The sequence below is a fragment of the uncultured Maribacter sp. genome (genome assembly GCF_947496775.1).
GTDB lineage: Bacteria > Bacteroidota > Bacteroidia > Flavobacteriales > Flavobacteriaceae > Maribacter_B.
In genome coordinates this window covers 353,420-372,730 of record NZ_CANMDU010000001.1, presented here as the reverse complement: position 1 = coordinate 372,730, position 19,311 = coordinate 353,420, and the positions used below count along the sequence as shown (strand labels likewise).

Sequence of the window (19,311 nt, the reverse complement as noted above, 5' to 3'; positions counted from 1 at the left end):
AACTTTAATAGCCTATTTTTTAGAGTTTAATTTGGACATACATACATTTTAAATAGGCTCCTTCTTTAAACCCTATCGGATGATCTATATCGTGTAGTGTTTTCGCTTTGATGGTATAATCTACCCTATTTTTATGAAGAGTTTCTTCTATCAAATTAAAAAATAGTTCAGGGGTTACTCTAGAACTACATGAAGCTAAAACTAAAGTTCCTTTATTTTGAACTAGTTTTACACCAAGCGTAGTTAACTTTTTGTAAGAAGCTAAAGCTCTATCTATTTCGGAAGCACTTTTGGCAAAAGATGGTGGGTCTATAACGACAATATCATATTTCGTATTTGCTTCTGCTAGTTTGTTTAATTCGTCAAAAGCATCGCCTGCAATAGTTTTATGTTCCCCAATATAAGGGTTTAGTTTGGCATTTTGCTTAGCTATTTCTAAAGCGGGTTTGCTAATATCTAGACTAGTAACTTCTTTGGCTCCACCAGCCAGGGCGTGTATAGAGAAGCCTCCTGCATAAGAGAAAACATCTAAAACAGTTTTGCCTTTTGCCATGATACCAACTTTTTTTCTGTTAGCCCTATGGTCTAAGAAATAACCTGTCTTATGCCCATGAATAACATTGGCAGAAAAATAAATACCATGTTCTTTGAAAATAACAACTTCATTTTTTAGATTTCCATCTAGTATTTGCCCATCAGAAAAGTTAAATTCATTTCCTTCTTTTTGGGTATTTCTGCTAAGTCTTAGAATTGTAGTTTTGGCTTTACTAATTTCTATAAGTGTTGGTAATACATCTTTTAAATAATAAAACCAGAAAGAAGCATATAGTTTTACAACCAACACGTTGTCATATACATCTGCAACCAATGAAGGTAGCCCGTCATTTTCACCATAAATTAATCTATAACTGTTAGTGTTAGTTTGTAATAATGGAATTCTTTTTTGATGCGCCTCTCTAATTTTATGCGTAAACCATTCCATATTTACAGTTACAGGTTTATTAGCTTCTACTATTTTAATTCGAATGGGGGAATTTGGGTCGTAAAAACCACAGGCCAAAAATTTGTTTTTTCTACTATCGAAAATTATTGCTAAATCACCTGATTTTCCTTCTTTATTTTGTTTAATGATACTATTTTCAAAAACCCATGGATGTCCTTTTTTCACCAATAGCTCCGCACTAGGCTTTAGCTTAATTGCGATTTTGGATGTTGTTTTGTTTGGTAATTCTATCAAAAGATTTTTTTTTAAAACCATATTATAGTTCTGCAAATATGCAATAACCTTTTGGTTTAAGATGCGCAATAAGATTTTTAAAATAGAAAAGTAGAGTGATTTTTATTTTAGTTGAATGTGAATATGATCATCATGTCTAACAGCTCTACATCCATGATATCTTATTCTATCATTTTTTAAATTCATCCTAACTTTTAAATGTGGTTCAATAAAAAGTTTTCCTAATTTTTGATTTTTTAACAAATTTTCAATCAGGATTTTTGTTCCTTCTTTTGAAAAAACTAGTTCTTTGTTAATTAGCCCTAGTGTTAGATATTTGGGGAAGTCATATTGAAAATATCCGTTTGTTAAACACTTCTTAACTTGGCTAAATTCAGATTCTGTAGGATTTTCAAAAAGACCATATCCACTTATAGATTTTTGTTTATTCGTTATTTGACCCATTTCTGTTTCGTAAATTAAACTTAGGTCAATTTTTTTTCCGTCATTATGACTTAAATGAGGAAGTAGAGGAAATTTATTAATGAAAGGAAAATTTGCGTCTAAATAATGAATTTCAATTTTTGTTCGGCGAAGTCTTTTCTCTGTTTGTTGTAATAACTCGTTTAGTTCAGGTTGTACATAATTTCTGTTTAGAAAAACAGTCCAGTAGTTAGTTGGTTGTATTTTATCGGAATGTATTACTTTTTCACGACCAAAAATAGGTGCAATTAATGGCGTAATTAACAGTGTTGAAAATATATATAATACTAAGAAAACAATAGAAGTTTTAAACTTTAAGTTTTTGTCCCATTTTTTCGAAATAACTAAACTTACCAAATAAACAATACCACCGATTTGAGTGAATGCTGTCAAAAAAATAAATAATAGAAGTTTAGATATATTTTTTAATAAAGCTTTCAATTTACTATATGATTCTTTAGCATTAACAATTTTAATATAAGTTGCCCCATTTGTTGTAAATAAGGTATACGAAAAAACACCTGTTTGTTTAGAAAACTAGGTGTTTTGAATATTTAAAACAAATTCTAAGCTCTTAATATATTTTTATATTGGTTCTTGTATCCATAAAGCATTATTATATTAAATATAATTAATATTAATGAACCTGTTATAGTGGATGGTTCTAATGTAGTATGGTATAAAACAGCGTTTATAGAGATACTCATTAAGATAACCATAAGTAAAGCACCAAATTTATTTACAAGTAAAGAAAGACCTGCAATAATCTCAAGAATAGCTACCATGTGCATGGTTTTGGTAACTTCCAATGCTTCTAAATAATTCACTGCATTTTCTGTTTCTGGTACAAATACTATAAAATCGAAAAATTTGTTGAGGCCAAAGAATAAAAGAAAAAGTCCGAAAAGAATGCGCAATACTAGAAATACTTTTGAATTCATAATACATGGTTTTGTTGTTATGTCTTAAATTTACGTAATATTTTTCTTCTATTTCGCGTGCGTATTGTTTTTGGCTATTTAGTTATTTTAACGGTGTATGTAGCAATAATAGATTCTTCTATTTTAATATGTACATCATAACTTCCTGTTCTATTAAATATATATTGCAGTTGGCATATGTTTTCATTTATTGTAATATTAGGAGTTACGGTTTTAGTAAAATCTCCCTTAACCAAAACCAAGGCTATTTCTTCGCTTGTAAATGCAGATGATTTAGATAAAGTGAACTTAATAAGGGTATTTTTTTTTGTTACCAAATGCATTTTTTTAGGGAATACAGGAATTACACTATAAGTAAAAGCTTCCTTATAAAGTATGGGGCCATTTATGAACTGAGAAAAAGTAGGTGTATTATCTAATAGAGTCCATTCCAAATCTAATGGGTAATGATTTTTTATAAATAAAGCAGGATTTGCTAAAAAGTAACCATCGAAATATTCGGGTATAAATTTAGGATAGTTATCCTCAATCATTACTTTTCCTGCGGACCACGTAGCGTCACTTAAATACCACTTTCCATTTAATTTTATGGCATTCCATGAATGATTAGGAAGACTACCCTTTTGCAAGTTTAAGGCAGCAGTACGTCCAAAACCGTTAATTATTTTACATTCTATACCGGCTAAAACAGTAAGCTCTCTTATTAAATAGGCATAACCTGTACAAGCAGTTTTCTTTTGCTCTTGTAAATTTTTAAACACTTTTGGTGTAAAACTAGAATTCCATTGTAATAAAGCTTCTCTGTTTTTATACAGTTTTTTGCGTTTTTTTCTAGTTTTTAAATAAGAGCTATAATCGTTTTCAATATTGGTACATACCCAAGTGTAAATAGCTCTAAATTTTTCTACATTGGTCTTTAAATTAACACTTAATTTTTGAGTTAATAGTGGAAGGTTATCTAAGCTTTCACCTTTATAGCTATGGGCAATACTATCTGCTTTTTTGAAGCTAATATTTTTAAAATCGCTTTGTTGGCCAAAAGAAACTATAAAGGTGAAAATAAAAAATAAGGTAAGGCTTTTCATTATTTAAATAAGCCAATAAATTTCTGAAAGATGTTTTTCTTAGTTTTATATACGCCTCCAACTTCAATTGCCCCCATGAGTTCTACATCCACATTAGTAAAATTAATGGTTACAGAGATAGTCTCGGAATCACTTTTCTTTACCTTATATTCTTTAGTGTCATACCCTATATAACTAAAAAGCAATACATCGTTTATTTCTAATTTCGAGGGAAACTCAAAATTGCCATCTAAATCTGTTACTGTTCCTATTTGGGTACCTTTCAATACAACATTTACACCCGGTAAAGGAATATTCTCTTCATCGAGTACAGTTCCTTTTATAGTATATGATGCAGAATGTATACTAGAGATATCACCCATTGTAATACTAGAAATTTCTGTTTTAATAGGGGGGTCTATACTGGTAGTTTCTTGGGCATTAGAAACGGAACACAATGCAAGTAAAGAAAAACTCATGGTCGCAAGCCCTTTAGATATGTAGTTAGTCATAGTATTGCGTTTAATAGTTTGTAATTGAGAGTTTTTAAATCTCCCACAAGTATTTATTCTGGGAACTAGAAAATAGTTGTTTATTTCAGATATAGTCATGGTTGTAAAATCGATAACTTCTTTCTCACAGGAATTACAATACCCGCCTAATTCTGTTTTACTAAAGGTATTAAAATTTTCGGAACATGGTTTTTTAATGCTAATGGTTTTGTCATTTTTCATACTATTTTGGTTTTAGATTATATACCTAAGCTATAATCTTTTCCCTATTTATTAAACCTATACTTAGTTAGTGCGTGCATATTTTACGTAAAACTACCCTTTGGCTTAGTTAGTATATATTTGTTATTCAACTTTTACTCTTACACCTTTACTATGACTACTGAATTCTGGAGCATACATACTTTGTATAGTGGTTATACCATTACTAAAGTCCCCCGCATTATTAACCCGTAGGTCATATTCGAATATATAAATGCCTTTAGGTAGGTAATCAAAAAAGAAATTGGTACTCGCATCTTTGGTGCTTTCGTAATACCCTAAGCCATCTTGCCATTTGTGCTGTGAAAATACATTTATAGGTTCAAAACCAGCGGCACGCATATCTTTCATGTGAATATATTGCATGGTTCTGTCTACTTTTAATTCTATACGAATGCGAACTAAGTCGCCTACTTTTACAGTAGATTTAGAATTAATTTCAGAAAGTTGTTCTCCTGTATCTGTATTCTTTTTTAAGAACAGTTTTTTCTTTAATTGTAATGGTGTTTCTGCAGAAGTTATTTTGTCTAAGTCTTCAAAATACTGCCAATAAAGAGCTCCCCAGGCAATACCTTTTCCTTTTTTGGAAATACTAACTTTTCCTAAACTTGTATCTATTTCATTGGTGTTCCAAGTGGTTTTGTAATAGCCTGTTCCGGCTTCAGTTTTTACATTTTTTAGCTTTTCAGGTGCTATTTTATTTCCGCCAATTAATACATCTACAGTTTCAGAAACAGAAAGCCAATCGCTTCCTTGTAATAATAATGCATATACCGCCTCTGTAGTAGCCTTGGTAGTTTTCCATTGATTGGTTTGCTTGTTTTTAAGTAACCAAATTTTAAGATTATCAATAGTATTAGTATTATTTTCTATTTCAGAAAAAGCTTCAATTAGTAATGCTTGTGTTTCTATTGGAGCCTGGTACCAATACCAAGAATTGGTGTTTTCTTTCCAATACATTCCTAGTTCCTCCGAAGTAATACTATTCTCTTTTAACGACCTTAGAATTTTAGAAGCTGTAGTGGCATCTTTTGCTCTGTGACTGATTAATGCTAACATTCCTTTTCTATACAAACTATTTGCTTTCCAATATTTCTTAGTTTGCCCAAGATAGTATTTCGTTATTTCTGTTACTTTTTTTGATGTTTTATACTCCGTAAAAAAGCTTCGCATATACAAGTAATGAATCTGTGTACTTGATAGGTGGTTGTTTTTTAAGTTAGAAGAGTGTTTTTTCATATACTCATACTCTTTCACGAACTCTTTGTCTAAATAGCCTATTGCTTTTTTAAGCATAGTATGTACTTCTTTCTTGTTATCGGTAACATTTAATTGTTTTAAATGTCCTAAGCCAGAAATAATATGTTGCGTTATAAAACGATTTTCTCTACCGCCTTTAAACCAAGACCATGCGCCAGAAGACATTTGATTCTGTTGTAGTTTTATGAGAGCAGAAGCTTGTTCATTTAGCATTTTGTTTAGGTTAAACAAAAGTGCAATTCTTTTTTTCTGTTCCGTTTCGGACTGTGCATCTCTTAGCCAAGGAGTTTCTTGTATTAAGAGCGATTTTAATTCTTGGTTCTTTTCTAAAGTACTAACCAAAGTGGTTGTTGCGTTTGTAGAAGTAGCCCATTGTTTAAAAACTTCTTGAATTCTAGGGTTACTATTTGCGATATGGCTGGCTAATGTATTGGCGTAATATCTAGAAAATGTTTGTTCGTTGCATTCATATGGATATTCCATTAAATATGGAAGAGCTTGTACAGCGTACCAAGCAGGATTACTAGTAATCTCTAGAGTAAGTTTGTGATGTTTTAAAGTGGTAGAGGTATTATCTCTAAGTTTATCTAAACTAAAATTCTTAGTAGCATTACTTCGAACCCACATAGGTAGGGTTTCTGTAACCAACATACGATTACTTAGAACAGGTAACGCATTTTGTTCTCCATCACTAAAATCGCCTGCTTTGGCTATTATTGTGTATTGTATTCCTTGTAGTCCTTCGGGTATTTGAAGTTTCCATGAAACTTGGGTATTATTTAAAGAATCAACGGTAAAGGTTTGCTTACTTTTAGAGGCAATAAGTTTTTTCGAAATAATTTCCCCAGTTACTACGTCTGTTAGTTTTAGTACAGAAGAACCAGTTAGTTTTTTACTGGTAAGATTAGCAATTTTACTACTTATAATAACAGCATCACCTTCTCTTAAAAACCTAGGGGTATTAGGCGTAACCATAAGTTCTTTCTGCGTTACGGTGTGCATGGTTGCAGTAGCACTTTCTAAAGTTTTAGAATGCGCTACTAATTGAAGTTTCCATTTGGTTAAAGCCTCTGGCGTAACAAAACTAAAAGTTACGTTCCCTTCTTTGTCTGTATTTAAGTGTGGAAAGAAAAAAGCAGTTTCTTGTAGATTTTTTCGAATAACAACAATCTCTTCTTTTTTAGAATTAGTTTCTGTGGATTCTTTGTTTTTGGTCGCATTTCCTGTTTTTGCTAATTTTTTCTCCGCTTTAGGGGCGCCTTCTGGAGCAGTCATATCCATTTCTGCTTCAGCAGAATCTTCCATGATTTCCATAGCAGCCATTGGAGCGCTGCTTTTTCTTAACTTTCCTCTGCTTCTACCGTAATTAGCGTATCCGAATTGTAGTCCAAACCATTGGAAGGTGTCATAATAGCGTCTAGGGTAGCTGTAGCCATTGTTAAATAGGTTATACGCTGTAAAATAATTAGTATTAAAACTAGCGTACCCATTTATACTACATTGAGAATAATAATAGGGCAAGGAATTGGCGTAAAAACTCCAATTATGACCTCTAAAGGAGTCTAAAGAAGCATCATACATACTTGCTAATAGTTCCGCAGAAACCTTTTCTCCTTTAGCTCCCTTTACTTTAAAAGACCAAGTTTCTTCTGTTCCAGGTTGTAATTTATCTCTAAATGTTAAAGTTTCAATTTCTAAATCTTTCTTAGGATAGGGGACAGAGATAGTTAAGCTATTATTACTAAACGAATTGTAAGCAGCAAAACTATAACTAATCGAGAATCCTCCTAAATCGTTTTTCTCCACAGGAATAGTAATGGTTTTACTAGTGCCTTTTGGGTGTATAATTTGGGTAGAGGTAATTTGTTTGTTTTTCTCAACGAATAGGGTTATTGCGATATTTTCTACATTAGAAAAGAGTGTTAATTTTATATTATCGCCAATAGAATAAGAAGACTTATCCGCCTGTATATGAAAAAGTTGATTATCCGCTAATTTTTTATCCTTGGCACTAAACAATGTAGTTCTAGCAACATCTTTAACTAAATTCCCAAATTTATCTTTGGTTTCTAATTCGATTATATATTTACCAGATTCCCACTTACGGATAGTCTTTAACTTTAGTTCTGTAGTTTCTTCTGTATTGAAATTATTTTCCCAAACCATTTCGCCTTTTTCCCAAGTGTCTACACTATGTTCGTTTGTATAACTTTCATGTGGGAAAAGGTTTTTAAACTCTTCTTTATTCCATGTATTATAATCTGGTGCTGTCCATGGTCTTTGTCTTAATACATAATTAGGGGCCTTAAGTTTAAATATTTTTATATTCCCTTTTGCAGGAACAAAAGAGCCATTAAGGTTTTGCGTATATATGTGAATAGAATTTTCTTTATTTTCTTTGTCTAGAAGGTTAGCCACATTAATATTAGCGGTTAATGAATGATACCCGACTTGTATAATGGTAGATGTACTATGTGTTTCTCCATTAATATCAGTTACATCCGCAGTAACTTCGTAGCTAAACGTTGGTAAATCTTCTTTGTTTAAAGAATTATCCGGAATAGCTTTAAAAGTAATTTCATACAAGCCATTGTCATTTGTCGTTGTTTCGCCATGAGCAATTTCTTGGGGTTCTATATTATTATAAGACCTATAATGCCAATAATACCACCTCGGAAAGTAAACAACTCTTTTTACGCGGTAGCTTACTTTTGCATTAGTAATATTACTACCAGCATAAGCTATTGCTTTGCCAGTTGTTTTAATACTATCGTTAATTTTATATGTTTCCGAAATAGGGATAAAAGAGGTTTCAAATTTTGGTCTTTTGTATTCCTCTACGGAGAAATTTGTATACCCGTTTAAATTAATTTTAGAAGAATTAACATAGATAGAAAAGTTACCTGTAAGTCCGCTACTTGGTAAAACAAATTCCCCAGAAAAAGAACCAAAGTCGTTTGTTTTATAGTTTAGCTTTTTTATTTCTTGGTAATTTGCATCTCTAAGAGTAACAATTACATCGGTATTTTTTAATAGGGTAGAGGTTTTCTTCTCTTTGCTTATAGCAATTCCTTTAAAGTATAAAGGTTGCCCTGGTCTATATATACTTCTGTCGGTGAAAAGGAAGCAGGAGTTTGTGATTGTTGGAGAATTTCGGTCATATTTTCGATTAATGTAAAACTCTCCAAAAAATGCTTTATCGCCTTTGTTTTTGGCCTCTATATTAACATCGCTCCACCTTTGGGTAGATAAAGGTATTTTTACAAAACCATTAGTATCTGTTTTTAAAGTCTTTGTTATTTTAGGACCATCATAATTAACACGATAAGAAAATTTTAAAGTAACATCGTCTTTCGGTTCTCCGTTGGTTCTATCAATTATTTGATATTTATAAGCTTCAGGTGTTCTTGTTTCTATTAAAGCCAAATTCGTAATTTGTAAGGGACTAAAGGCAAAAGAACGCCCATCATCTTTAGATTTTACCACTATTAGATAATGACCATTTTCTAATTTAGGAATTAAAATCTCTGAACTATGTGTTTGGTAGTCGCTTTCGTTTTTTAAAACAGTATTCCATTGTTGATGAACTTTTAAGCTTTGTATAAAAGCTAACTGTTTTTTTTCTGGGTATGTTTCGTTTAATTTTTTTAATTGAGTTTTAGTTATTTTGACAGCAGAAAGAGCTAAATTTTCATGATTTTTATACCGAACTAATATTTTAGCAGGAGTGTTTATTGGGATGTATTCTTCTGTGGTTATATGAATGCTTTTGTCTAGGATGTTAGCTTTTAAAGCTTTGCATTTCTCAGCACCATAACTTTTAGGAAAACGGTGAATAGTTTCTTGGCATAGAGTATGAGCTTCTTTTAATTTCCATTGGTTATTGTTTTCTGATGTCGGATTATAAGAGTTCCCCCATCGTTGATAAAGGCTTGCAATCTCATAGGCGTAGAGTGCAGATGCTTTATCTTTTTTATACGTTTCCGCATTGTTTAGAAGAGTGTGTAAATAAGTAGCATCTTTATCTTTGGAAACGGAGTTGTTGTGTATATAGTTTAATCTGTCTATATCTACAAGGACTAAAGCATCTAGGTTTTTATCGTTTAGATGAAAGGAAAGTAATTGTTGGTATATAATTAAGGCTTTAGCTTCTAACGAGGTGCTGTCTTCCGTTTTTATCTTTTCAGAAATATACATAGAAGCGTCGCATAAATAAATATCTTTTTTAATTTCAAATTTATTTGCAGGCCTAGTAATGTTATTTTCGTTTGTTTTATAGAAATCTAAGGCGGTATGTGCTAAAATATCAAATAAAGTAGGTCTATATATTTTAGAATTTTCTTGCTGATGAAGAATAGCGGAGAACTCAGAAATAGGCGTTTGTTGTAATCCCTTCGGGTTTTTTAAGGAATTAGAAAAGTGTAGATTAATTTCATGGAAAAGAGTAGTTAAATCCCAAGTTCTAAAATCTTTAGAATTAACTTTCGTTTCGGTATGGGTCCTGTTATAAAATTGATATCTATTTTGTTGAAAATACTGCCAGTATAAATTTGCCAAATAACTTTCCAATACATTTTTAGTAGGAAACGTTGCTTTAGTTATCTCTGTATTGAAATTAGAGATAATTTTAAGTTGTGCATCTTCTTCTAAAGTCATAGAATATTTAGAAGTGTAGAGTAGTGCTTTTAATTTTTGAGAAGTATTATTCTCTTTGCCGGCTTTTTTCGAAATGGTAGCGACCACATTTAAAGCCGATTTTGTAAGTTCTTCCTTTTCTAACTGTTCTACTTTTTCCCAAAGAACTTCGAAAGAATGGCTTTGTTTTTGAGCTTGCGTCATTTGAGCAAAAAGAATTATGGTGAGTATTGCGATTGTATTTTTCATCTGTATAAATTTACATAACAAATATGAACTCTTATGGTACTTGCTGCAAGTTTAAATGAGTAAAGTAGCCTATGGAGTTAGCGAATGTTATGTTTTACTCAATAATCGAGATTTAAATGCTGAGAAGCTTTCCGTCGGAATTTAATATGAATTTCATTCGAATGCCTTATGTGCTTTACGTGAGGTAGATTACTTCTTTGGAAAAGAAATACAAAGTTTGTTTTTGGTAAAAGAAAAGGAACACATTTATTTAATAAGCTAAAAACCCCATAAAAACATATAGTTCTTATGGGGTTTTGTGTTGTTTATGTACTGTTATTATTTCCAGTCTACAATTACAAACTCACATCTACGGTTAATCTCGTGTTGTTGTTCCGTACATGACTCTTCTGTTTCACATTTAATTATAGGTTTACTTTCACCGTAACCTTTCGCAGAAAGACGTTTTTTAGAAATTCCTTGGTTTATTAAATATTCTAACACAGAATTAGAACGTTTTTGAGATAGCTTTTTGTTGTAATCGTCATTACCTCTAATATCTGTATGTGTTCCAATTTCTAATTGAATACCAGGATTTTTTTTGAGTATTTTGATTATTTTATCTAAAGTTTCTTTAGCTTCTAAACGTATGTACCATAAGTCATAATCAAAGTGTAGTTTAGGTTCTGCTTTTATAATAATTCGCTTTCCTTGTCTTACAACTGCCGGCTCATCTGCAATGGCTTTTTCAATACGTTCTTTGCGTTCCTTTTCGGCCTTTATTTTAGCTTCTTCTTTACGTTTTTTCTCTAACTCTTTAGCCCTTTTAGCTTCTTCTTTTTTGCGTTTTTCTTCTTTAATTCGCTCTTCTTTAGCTAGTTTAGATTTTCTTTCCTCTTCCTCTTTTTCTTTTTGAAGTTTTTCGGCTTTTTCTCTTTCTATGTCTGCGTTAGAACGAAGATTTACAGAACCATCTTTAACACTATTACGTTTTTTGTCTGTAATAATAGTTTTAGAATTATTTTGGTACCCTGCTTTTCTTGCTTTTATAGTATATTGTGCTTCACAAGCAACTGAGAATTTAAATTCTGCAAGTTCAGAGGCTGTTTGCGATTCTATTAAAGTTCCTTCTTCGTCTACTAAATCTACTATTGCGTAAGCAATAGGTTTTTCTGTAGTAACATCGGTAACTATACCTCCGATGAATTGAGAGCAATCTTTAATATCTAAAGGCTTTGTTTCTTCTAATGAATAAATGTCATCACTACCAATGCCTTCTGGCCTGTTTGATGCAAAGTAACCTTGGTTTTCACCAGTGTTTAAATTGTATGCAAAATCATCGTAGCCACCATTAACTGGCTTACCAACATTATTTGGTTTTTGGAAAGCGTCTCCTTGTTTTTTGGTAACAAAAACATCTAATAATCCAAAACCTGCATGTCCGTTAGATGAAAAGTATAAATTGTTTTTAGCGTCGATAAAAGGAAATTGTTCTTTTTTATCTGTATTAATAACAGAGCCTAAGTTTTTGGGTTCTCCAAATTCTCCATTACCGTTTAAAGAGACAGAGTAAAGGTCTAATGAACCAAAACCTCCTGGTCTATCAGATGCAAAATACATAACAGTTTCACTAGAGTTTAAAGTTGGGTGTTCTGTAGAAAAATCGTCTCCGTTAAATGGTAATTCTTCTATGTTTTCCCATTTGTTATCAACTAATTCTGCTTTGTAAATTTTTAGTCTAGATATTTTTTTACCATCCGTTTTCTTTTTCCCTTTTAGGAAGTTGTTACGTGTAAAGTAAATAGTTTTTCTGTCTTTTGTTATAGCAAAAGTAGCTTCGTGCATTTTAGTGTTAATGGTAGATGAAAGACTTGTACTAACGCTATCTCCCAAAGCTATTTTATCTAATGGATGCGCGTACATATCTAAATAGTTTTCACTATTCCACCTGTATAATTTATTTAATACTGGTGTAGCTTTCTTTTTAGAGGCAGCATAAATTATAACTGTATCTACTTTGGTAGCACCAAATTCAGATTTAGTAGTGTTTAATGGTAAGTTTTCTAATTTAAAACGGTCACCAATAGCATCAACATTTTCTAAATGCCTTAAATCTTCCTTAAGTTTTGCTACTTTTTCTGGTTGGTTTTGACTTGTGTAATAATCCATTAAAACCTCTGTAGCTTCTTCAAATTCACCAACTGCCTTTAAAGTTTGGCTATATTTAAAAAAGTAGCTTTCGTCTAGATTTTCTCCATATACAGAAGTTAAGTATGAGTACCATTTTGCTGCTTTAGGCAATTGGTACGTGTTATAATAACTGTCTGCTAAGTTTTTTACAACTTTAGAACTTTTATTGGTTTTAGCAATTTCTTCATATAAAGGAATAGCATCACCATAGAAAGCTCTTTCAAAATACGTGTTAGCACGTTGTAAATCTTCTTGTGCAAATGCAGTCTGCTGCATTAGCCCTATAAATAGTATAAATAGAATTGTTTTCTTCATGGTGTATTTTAATAAAATCTTGGTGATTTATCATATCCTCTTTGTAGACCTAATAAGTCTAAATCGAAAAGAATAAAAATTTCGTGTGATCCTGAGCTAAAGTCACTAAGGTTAGATAATGTATAGTCATAAGCATAACCTGCTTTTAATCCTGGTAAAATCTTCATATTGAACATTGCATTAACTGAATCGTCTAATCTGTAAGAAACACCAGCTTCAAAAGTATTATTTATTAATGCATTAAAGGAAGCATCAAAAGAAAGTGGAGAACCTTTTACCATTTTAGCTAATAAAGATGGTTTAAGTTTAATAGAGCTATTTAAGTCATATACGTAACCAGCTGTAGCGAAGACATGCATGTTTTCTGAACCTTTTGTACTTATGCCATTTTGATTTTCTAAATGGGTAGAACTTAATAAATTTGGTACAGATAAGCCAGCATAAAACTTATCTCTGTGATAAAAAGCACCAATACCTATGTTTGGAAATGTGCTGTTTTGCCCATTATCAAAAGCAAAATCTTGTTCTAGTTCCTCTGGAAGACGAAATCCGTTAAAATTGGTTGAAAATGTAGTTACACCAGCTTTTAAACCTAATGCTAATCTACTTTCATCATCTAACTTTAAGCTATAAGCAAAATCTGCGTAAATGTTATTTTCTTTAAGTACACCATCACCAATATCATCTGTGATAAAAGAGATTCCTGCTTCTACTTTTTCTGTTAAGGCAGCATGTGCAAAGAACGTTAATGTTTTTGGTGCACCTACTGCAGATGCCCATTGACTTCGGTATAACGTACCAAAGTTTACAACACTTAAGTTATTCGTTGTATAGGCAGGGTTTATAACACTCATGTTATACATATACTGCGTATACTGTGGGTCTTGTTGCGCATGCACGTAAATGGAGTGCGCAAAGAATATAAAGAGAAAATATATAAATAATTTTTTCATTCTATTTTTATTAAAATGTATAGTTGGTATGGTTTATCTGTTTAAGTATATTCTTCCTTGTTTGGGAGAAAAACCTTCTTTATTATAATTAATGATGTAGAAGTAAACACCGTTTGGAGAAATACTATTTCCGTTATTAGTACCATCCCAAGCTGGATTATTAATGTCCCCTTTAAATAATGAGTTTCCGTATCTATTAAGGATTTCAATAGTAAATTCAGGGAATATAACTTCAATGTTCGGAACAAAATAAGTGTCATTTGTACCATCTCCATTTGGTGAAAAACCATCTGGAATATAAAAATCATGTTCTTCAGGGTTGCAATCTGTTAAATCTACAAGTACTTCTATTCTTGTTGGAATAACACATCCTGAAGCAGGGTTATAACTTTCGGCGTAGTAATTAGTGCCTGATACTAAAGCATCATTTGCAGAAACTTCATTTCCACCGGTTGCAGCATCGTACCAACGAACATTCCATCCAGTAACTATATTCTCTAAAGCTATTAATTCACTAACAGTAGGGGCGTCTAATTGACAAATAGAAAGGCTCACTGCGTTTAGCACAGGTTCTGTTAACCCTACCACACTAGGGGTTACTTCTAGCCTAGTTGCACTTTGGCATGCATTGTTTATTTCAGATTCAGCGTAATATGTTTGCCCGTCTACTAAAGCAGCAGAGGAGTCAATTAAATTTCCTGCTGTTGCAGCATCATACCAAACTAAAACTTCATTTCCTGTAATTTGAACATCTAAATCTGCTACTGTAGGATTATCTGTGGCACAAAAAATAGGAGCAATTTCTGTTGTAGTAGGTAGTTGCGGGTCAGCAACTGTTACGTTTACTTGTATTCTTTCAGATTCTGCACAAGTATAGTTTAAATCAATAGTAGCAATGTAATAATCTTCACCATCAACTAAAACTGTTGTGTCTGGTAAAATTGTTGTGTCTGTTGCTGTATCATAAAAACGTATAGTTCCTGAAGCTGTTAACATTATATCTGCTATTGTAGGGCCGACTGGCATAAAATCTTCTAAACAAAATGTTTGGTCCATATCTGCTGTTGGAGGTAATGAAACTCCACCTCTTGCAAAATCTATAGAGTGACTAAAATCGAATACCGTTCTACACGGTGTTGTATCTGTTTGCGTGCTAGTAACTGTTACTGTGTAATTACCATCAGCTAAAGAAGAAACATCAAAAGGAAAAGTTTGTGTTGTTCCTGTTGTTATTTCTGTATTAGATAATAGTACAGCTGTATCACCTAAAGCAGTTACTTCATAAGTAATTGTATATTCTCCTGTAGAAAGTACAGGAGCATCTACTATAACATCAATAGTACTAGTATTACAAGAATTGTCAAATGTTAAGTCCAAAGTCATATCACTTGGAGTTGGTAACAATTCAAAAGTAGCTGCTAAAACACAGTTCGTATTTAATTCATTCGCTACAGAAATTTCAATACTATAATTCCCTAAAGTAGTTAAGTTAGCAGAAGGGATGGCAAAAGTTGCATCACCATCTACAAAATCAACAGCTGTGGCTGTATATGTTGTTTGTGTCGATGCAGCATCGGTTAAAGTATAGGTTACATCAAATGCTCCGTTTTTCAATACTTTAGTATCGTCTAGTATATTTGTTAAATCTACAGAACCATCTGTTGTTATACATACATCAGCCACATCAACATCGGCATTGGAAACAATAAAGCTTAATCCTGGTACAGGAATATCATGACAAACATTGGAATCACTTAAAGTTACTATATCACTTATTGTTAAATCATATTCAATATTTGGATTTACTAAATTACCTAAAACATCAAAGTTTGCCGCTCCACCATTAAAAGCAATAGTATCTCTCTGACTTATTGTATTCGTACCATCATTTAAAGAATAAAAAATGTCATAATTGGCATCAGGTAATAAGGTATTGTCATAAGTTACGTCAATGGTATAGGTTTCTCCAGCGCAATAGTTAGGAGAAGTTAAAGTTTCTTCTAAAGCTGGTACTATATTAATAGTAACGCTTTCTACAGATGGTGGACAAACACCATGAGAAGGTGGTGCTCTATATGTAAAAGTGTACGAACCTCCTGTAGTAGATAAAGCTCTTAATTCTTCAACGTTTACAGTATTGTCTTGTGTACTAGTAATTTGCCCAAAGGAATCTGTTTGGTCCCAAGTACCTAACATACTTTCACCAGCTAATAAGTCATGTAAATCAAAATTTGTATAACTAGATAAATCATCATTAGTACATACTGTTAGATTAGAAGGTATTCCTGCTGTTCTAGAGTCATGTACTTCTATTTCAATTGTCGAAGTTCTACTAGGGCAAAGTAACGTAGCTCCATCCATTAGGGCATCAACCGTATAAGTAAATCTATAGATTCCTGGGTCAGCGCTTGCGGCATTAAAATTACTTCCACTTAAACTACCAGAAGTGAAGCCTGCAAAATCAGTAAGCTCTTCCCATGTACCATTAAAATCTTGAATTTTACCTTCAGTGGAGCTACCTAAGAAACTATGTAGGTTTACACTAGGGTCATCGCCACATACATTGGCACCACCAGGAGTAAGGTTGTCTTCGCCCGGGTAACCACCTAAATTAATAGTTACAATTGCAGATTCGTCTGCTCCAGTACAATTATTAGTATAAATAAATTCATGTGCACCAAAATTATTGATTTTCCATAAATCAACAATACCTGTAGCAGTATTCAAAGCAGGTATATTTACTGGGTCATCGGTTCTCCAAGTACCTCCGGTAGATTCTCCTGTTAATACAGTAAATAAATCGAAGGTTCTATAGGCTACGTCGCTATCTTTTTCACAGACAGTAACAGAAACATCAGATCCAACGCATTGAGCACTAGAAATGATAGTATAGTTCATCATAATTAGGAAGATGAACCATCTTAGAAAAATAGTTAATTTGTTTTGGTTGTTCATTTTTTAAATGGTTAAATGATATTCTAGAAATGCGAAATTACCTTGGAACGTGATTTTTATACTTAGTTTTGTTGTAAAACCTAGGAAATAAGTGGTTAATTGATAACAAAGTATGGTTAGTCATCTTCTAAATTGTGCATTTTGTCGATTTTTATCGGTTATTATTAGCTTTGATATGGCTTGATGGCCTTAGGAGCTTTCCTTATCTTTACACATTAATTATAGATTTTATGCACATTCATTTTATTGCAATTGGTGGGAGCGCAATGCACAATTTAGCTTTAGCACTGCAACATAAAGGATATAACGTTTCGGGTAGTGATGATGTTATATTTGAACCTTCTAAAACAAGACTCAAAGAAAAAGGTTTATTACCAGAATCTTTTGGTTGGTATCCTGAAAAAATAACAAATGATTTAGATGCTGTAATTCTAGGTATGCATGCCAAACCAGATAATACGGAATTATTAAAGGCGCAAGAATTAGGAATTACTATATATTCTTACCCAGAATTTTTATACGAACAGTCTAAAAACAAGACTAGGGTTGTTATAGGTGGTAGTCATGGTAAAACGACAATTACTTCTATGATTTTGCACGTTTTAAACTATCATGATTTTGCAGTAGATTATATGGTTGGTGCACAATTAGATGGTTTTGATAGAATGGTGCATTTAACAGAAGAGAATGATTTTATAGTACTAGAAGGAGATGAATATCTTTCATCGCCAATAGACCGTAGGCCAAAATTTCATTTATATAAGCCTAATATAGCATTGTTAAGCGGTATTGCTTGGGATCATATAAATGTTTTTCCAACTTTTGATAATTATGTAGAACAGTTTAAAATATTTGTAGATAGTATAGTTAAAGGAGGAAGTGTAACGTATAACATAGAGGATGCTGAGGTTTGTAAAGTTGTAGAAACATCTGAAAATGCTATTCGAAAATTAGGCTATGCTACACCTGAATATAAAGTAGAAAATGGACAAACACTTTTAGAAACGCCAGAAGGATCAATGCCTATAGAGGTTTTTGGGAAACACAATCTTAGTAATCTTGCAGGGGCAAAGTGGATATGTCAAAACATGGGAATAGATGAAGATGATTTTTATGAAGCAATTGGAACATTTAAAGGAGCTTCTAAAAGATTGGAGAAAATTGCAGAAAGAACTAACGCTATTGCATATAAAGATTTTGCTCACTCTCCTAGTAAGGTGTCAGCAACCACTAGAGCAGTGAAGGATCAATACCCAAAAAGAAAAGTTATAGCTTGTTTAGAATTACATACATATAGTAGCTTTAATCCAGAGTTTTTACAAGAATACAAAGGAGCTCTAGATGCTGCAGATGAAGCTATTGTTTTTTATTTGCCAGAATCTGTTAAAATAAAAAAGTTAAAAGAAGTTAGCAAAGAACAAATTTCAGATGCTTTTCAAAGGAAAGATCTTAATATTCAGACCAATGCCGATTCTTTTAAGAATTTTGTTTTTAGTAAAAATTATGATGATTGTGTATTACTATTAATGAGCTCTGGTAATTATGGGGGCTTGGATTTTGAAGAAGTAAAATCTTTGATTAATAGTTAGTTATGTTATTTTGGCAGCTAAATCCCTAATGGCTAGTTTTTTGAAGTATATTATATATGGAATTAAAAACTATATATGGGGTAGGCGAAAAAATGACTTGTTATATTAAAAAGAAGTTATCTATATTGATGATTGCCTTTATGCTGGGAATGTCCAACGTTATTTTAGAAGAAACAAGAATGATAAATGACACCAGACCAGAAATAGAATTACAAGAATTACAAGAAGAAGATTCTATTTTGTAAACTAAACATTAAACTGTCTTAAATGATGGTCAAGATGTTTATACTCCATTTTCCCCCATTGTTCGTGCGTTAGCGTTCCAAAAAAAGGATGTGGTTGCCATTCCTCTCTATTTTTAAGAGCATTAAATTCTTTTACCAAAGTTTTTAGTTTTTCAATTTCTATACTAGCATTTTTATTTTCTCCAGTTTTTAAAGCAGGAGCAGTGGGTAAACCTCTGCGCCAAACCTTGTTGTTATAAGCGGACTTTTTAAAAAACAAACGAACAAATAAATTGCCTTTTTTTCCAGTATCTTTATTTTTGATGGCAATTTTCAATGGAAATTGGCAATGCCAAGCCATCTGACCTAAAGACATTTTTCCCCATTGTCTTTGAGAATCGTCCTTTAAACTATTTATTCTATCTAGAATTTCGTTACATGCTTTTTCTTCAAATAAAGATTTCATTCTTCTTTTTTTATTGCGA

General features: G+C 32.2%; 12 protein-coding genes. 2 read left to right on the top strand and 10 right to left on the bottom strand.

From position 1 onward, the window contains the following. Window positions 1-19 precede the first annotated feature (19 nt). From Q0856_RS01785 to Q0856_RS01745, 9 genes are all read right to left on the bottom strand, one after another. On the bottom strand, window positions 20-1,237 hold the full coding sequence (locus tag Q0856_RS01785) for a class I SAM-dependent rRNA methyltransferase (protein WP_298502044.1): 1,218 nt from the start codon (window positions 1,235-1,237) through the stop codon (window positions 20-22). A gap of 102 nt (window positions 1,238-1,339) precedes the next feature. Beyond that, a complete protein-coding gene (locus tag Q0856_RS01780; RefSeq protein ID WP_298502040.1) occupies window positions 1,340-2,140 on the bottom strand; it encodes a hypothetical protein in 801 nt (266 codons plus the stop codon). Window positions 2,141-2,265: 125 nt separating this feature from the next. Beyond that, the gene (locus Q0856_RS01775; protein WP_298473386.1) at window positions 2,266-2,640 is read right to left on the bottom strand and encodes a DoxX family membrane protein; all 375 of its coding nucleotides are present in this window, start codon (window positions 2,638-2,640) and stop codon (window positions 2,266-2,268) included. Window positions 2,641-2,714: 74 nt separating this feature from the next. Continuing rightward, complete coding sequence (locus Q0856_RS01770; RefSeq protein WP_298502036.1) at window positions 2,715-3,725, bottom strand: transglutaminase domain-containing protein; 1,011 nt, start codon at window positions 3,723-3,725, stop codon at window positions 2,715-2,717. Continuing rightward, on the bottom strand, window positions 3,725-4,438 hold the full coding sequence (locus Q0856_RS01765; RefSeq protein ID WP_298502031.1) for a carboxypeptidase-like regulatory domain-containing protein: 714 nt from the start codon (window positions 4,436-4,438) through the stop codon (window positions 3,725-3,727). Before Q0856_RS01765 ends, Q0856_RS01770 begins: the two co-directional genes overlap by 1 nt. 123 nt (window positions 4,439-4,561) lie before the next feature. After that, the gene (locus Q0856_RS01760; RefSeq protein WP_298502028.1) at window positions 4,562-10,621 is read right to left on the bottom strand and encodes an MG2 domain-containing protein; all 6,060 of its coding nucleotides are present in this window, start codon (window positions 10,619-10,621) and stop codon (window positions 4,562-4,564) included. Window positions 10,622-10,939: 318 nt separating this feature from the next. Continuing rightward, window positions 10,940-13,105 carry an OmpA family protein gene (locus tag Q0856_RS01755; RefSeq protein ID WP_298502026.1) on the bottom strand — a complete coding sequence of 722 codons (2,166 nt, stop codon included), beginning with the start codon at window positions 13,103-13,105 and terminating at the stop codon, window positions 10,940-10,942. An 8-nt stretch (window positions 13,106-13,113) separates the two neighbouring features. Further along, on the bottom strand, window positions 13,114-14,058 hold the full coding sequence (locus tag Q0856_RS01750) for a type IX secretion system membrane protein PorP/SprF (RefSeq protein WP_298502023.1): 945 nt from the start codon (window positions 14,056-14,058) through the stop codon (window positions 13,114-13,116). 33 nt (window positions 14,059-14,091) lie between these two features. Then, the gene (locus Q0856_RS01745) at window positions 14,092-16,959 is read right to left on the bottom strand and encodes a gliding motility-associated C-terminal domain-containing protein (protein WP_298502020.1); all 2,868 of its coding nucleotides are present in this window, start codon (window positions 16,957-16,959) and stop codon (window positions 14,092-14,094) included. A 284-nt stretch (window positions 16,960-17,243) separates the two neighbouring features. Here Q0856_RS01745 and Q0856_RS01740 point away from each other — a divergent pair, with 284 nt between their 5' ends. Both Q0856_RS01740 and Q0856_RS01735 read left to right on the top strand, forming a co-directional pair. Further along, window positions 17,244-18,602 carry a Mur ligase family protein gene (locus Q0856_RS01740; RefSeq protein ID WP_298473366.1) on the top strand — a complete coding sequence of 453 codons (1,359 nt, stop codon included), beginning with the start codon at window positions 17,244-17,246 and terminating at the stop codon, window positions 18,600-18,602. A 92-nt stretch (window positions 18,603-18,694) separates the two neighbouring features. Beyond that, window positions 18,695-18,847 carry a hypothetical protein gene (locus Q0856_RS01735; RefSeq protein WP_298473363.1) on the top strand — a complete coding sequence of 51 codons (153 nt, stop codon included), beginning with the start codon at window positions 18,695-18,697 and terminating at the stop codon, window positions 18,845-18,847. A 1-nt stretch (window position 18,848) separates the two neighbouring features. Here the strand turns inward: Q0856_RS01735 and Q0856_RS01730 are convergent, their stop codons facing one another. Next, a complete protein-coding gene (locus Q0856_RS01730) occupies window positions 18,849-19,292 on the bottom strand; it encodes a DUF1569 domain-containing protein (RefSeq protein WP_298502018.1) in 444 nt (147 codons plus the stop codon). Window positions 19,293-19,311: the final 19 nt, after the last annotated feature.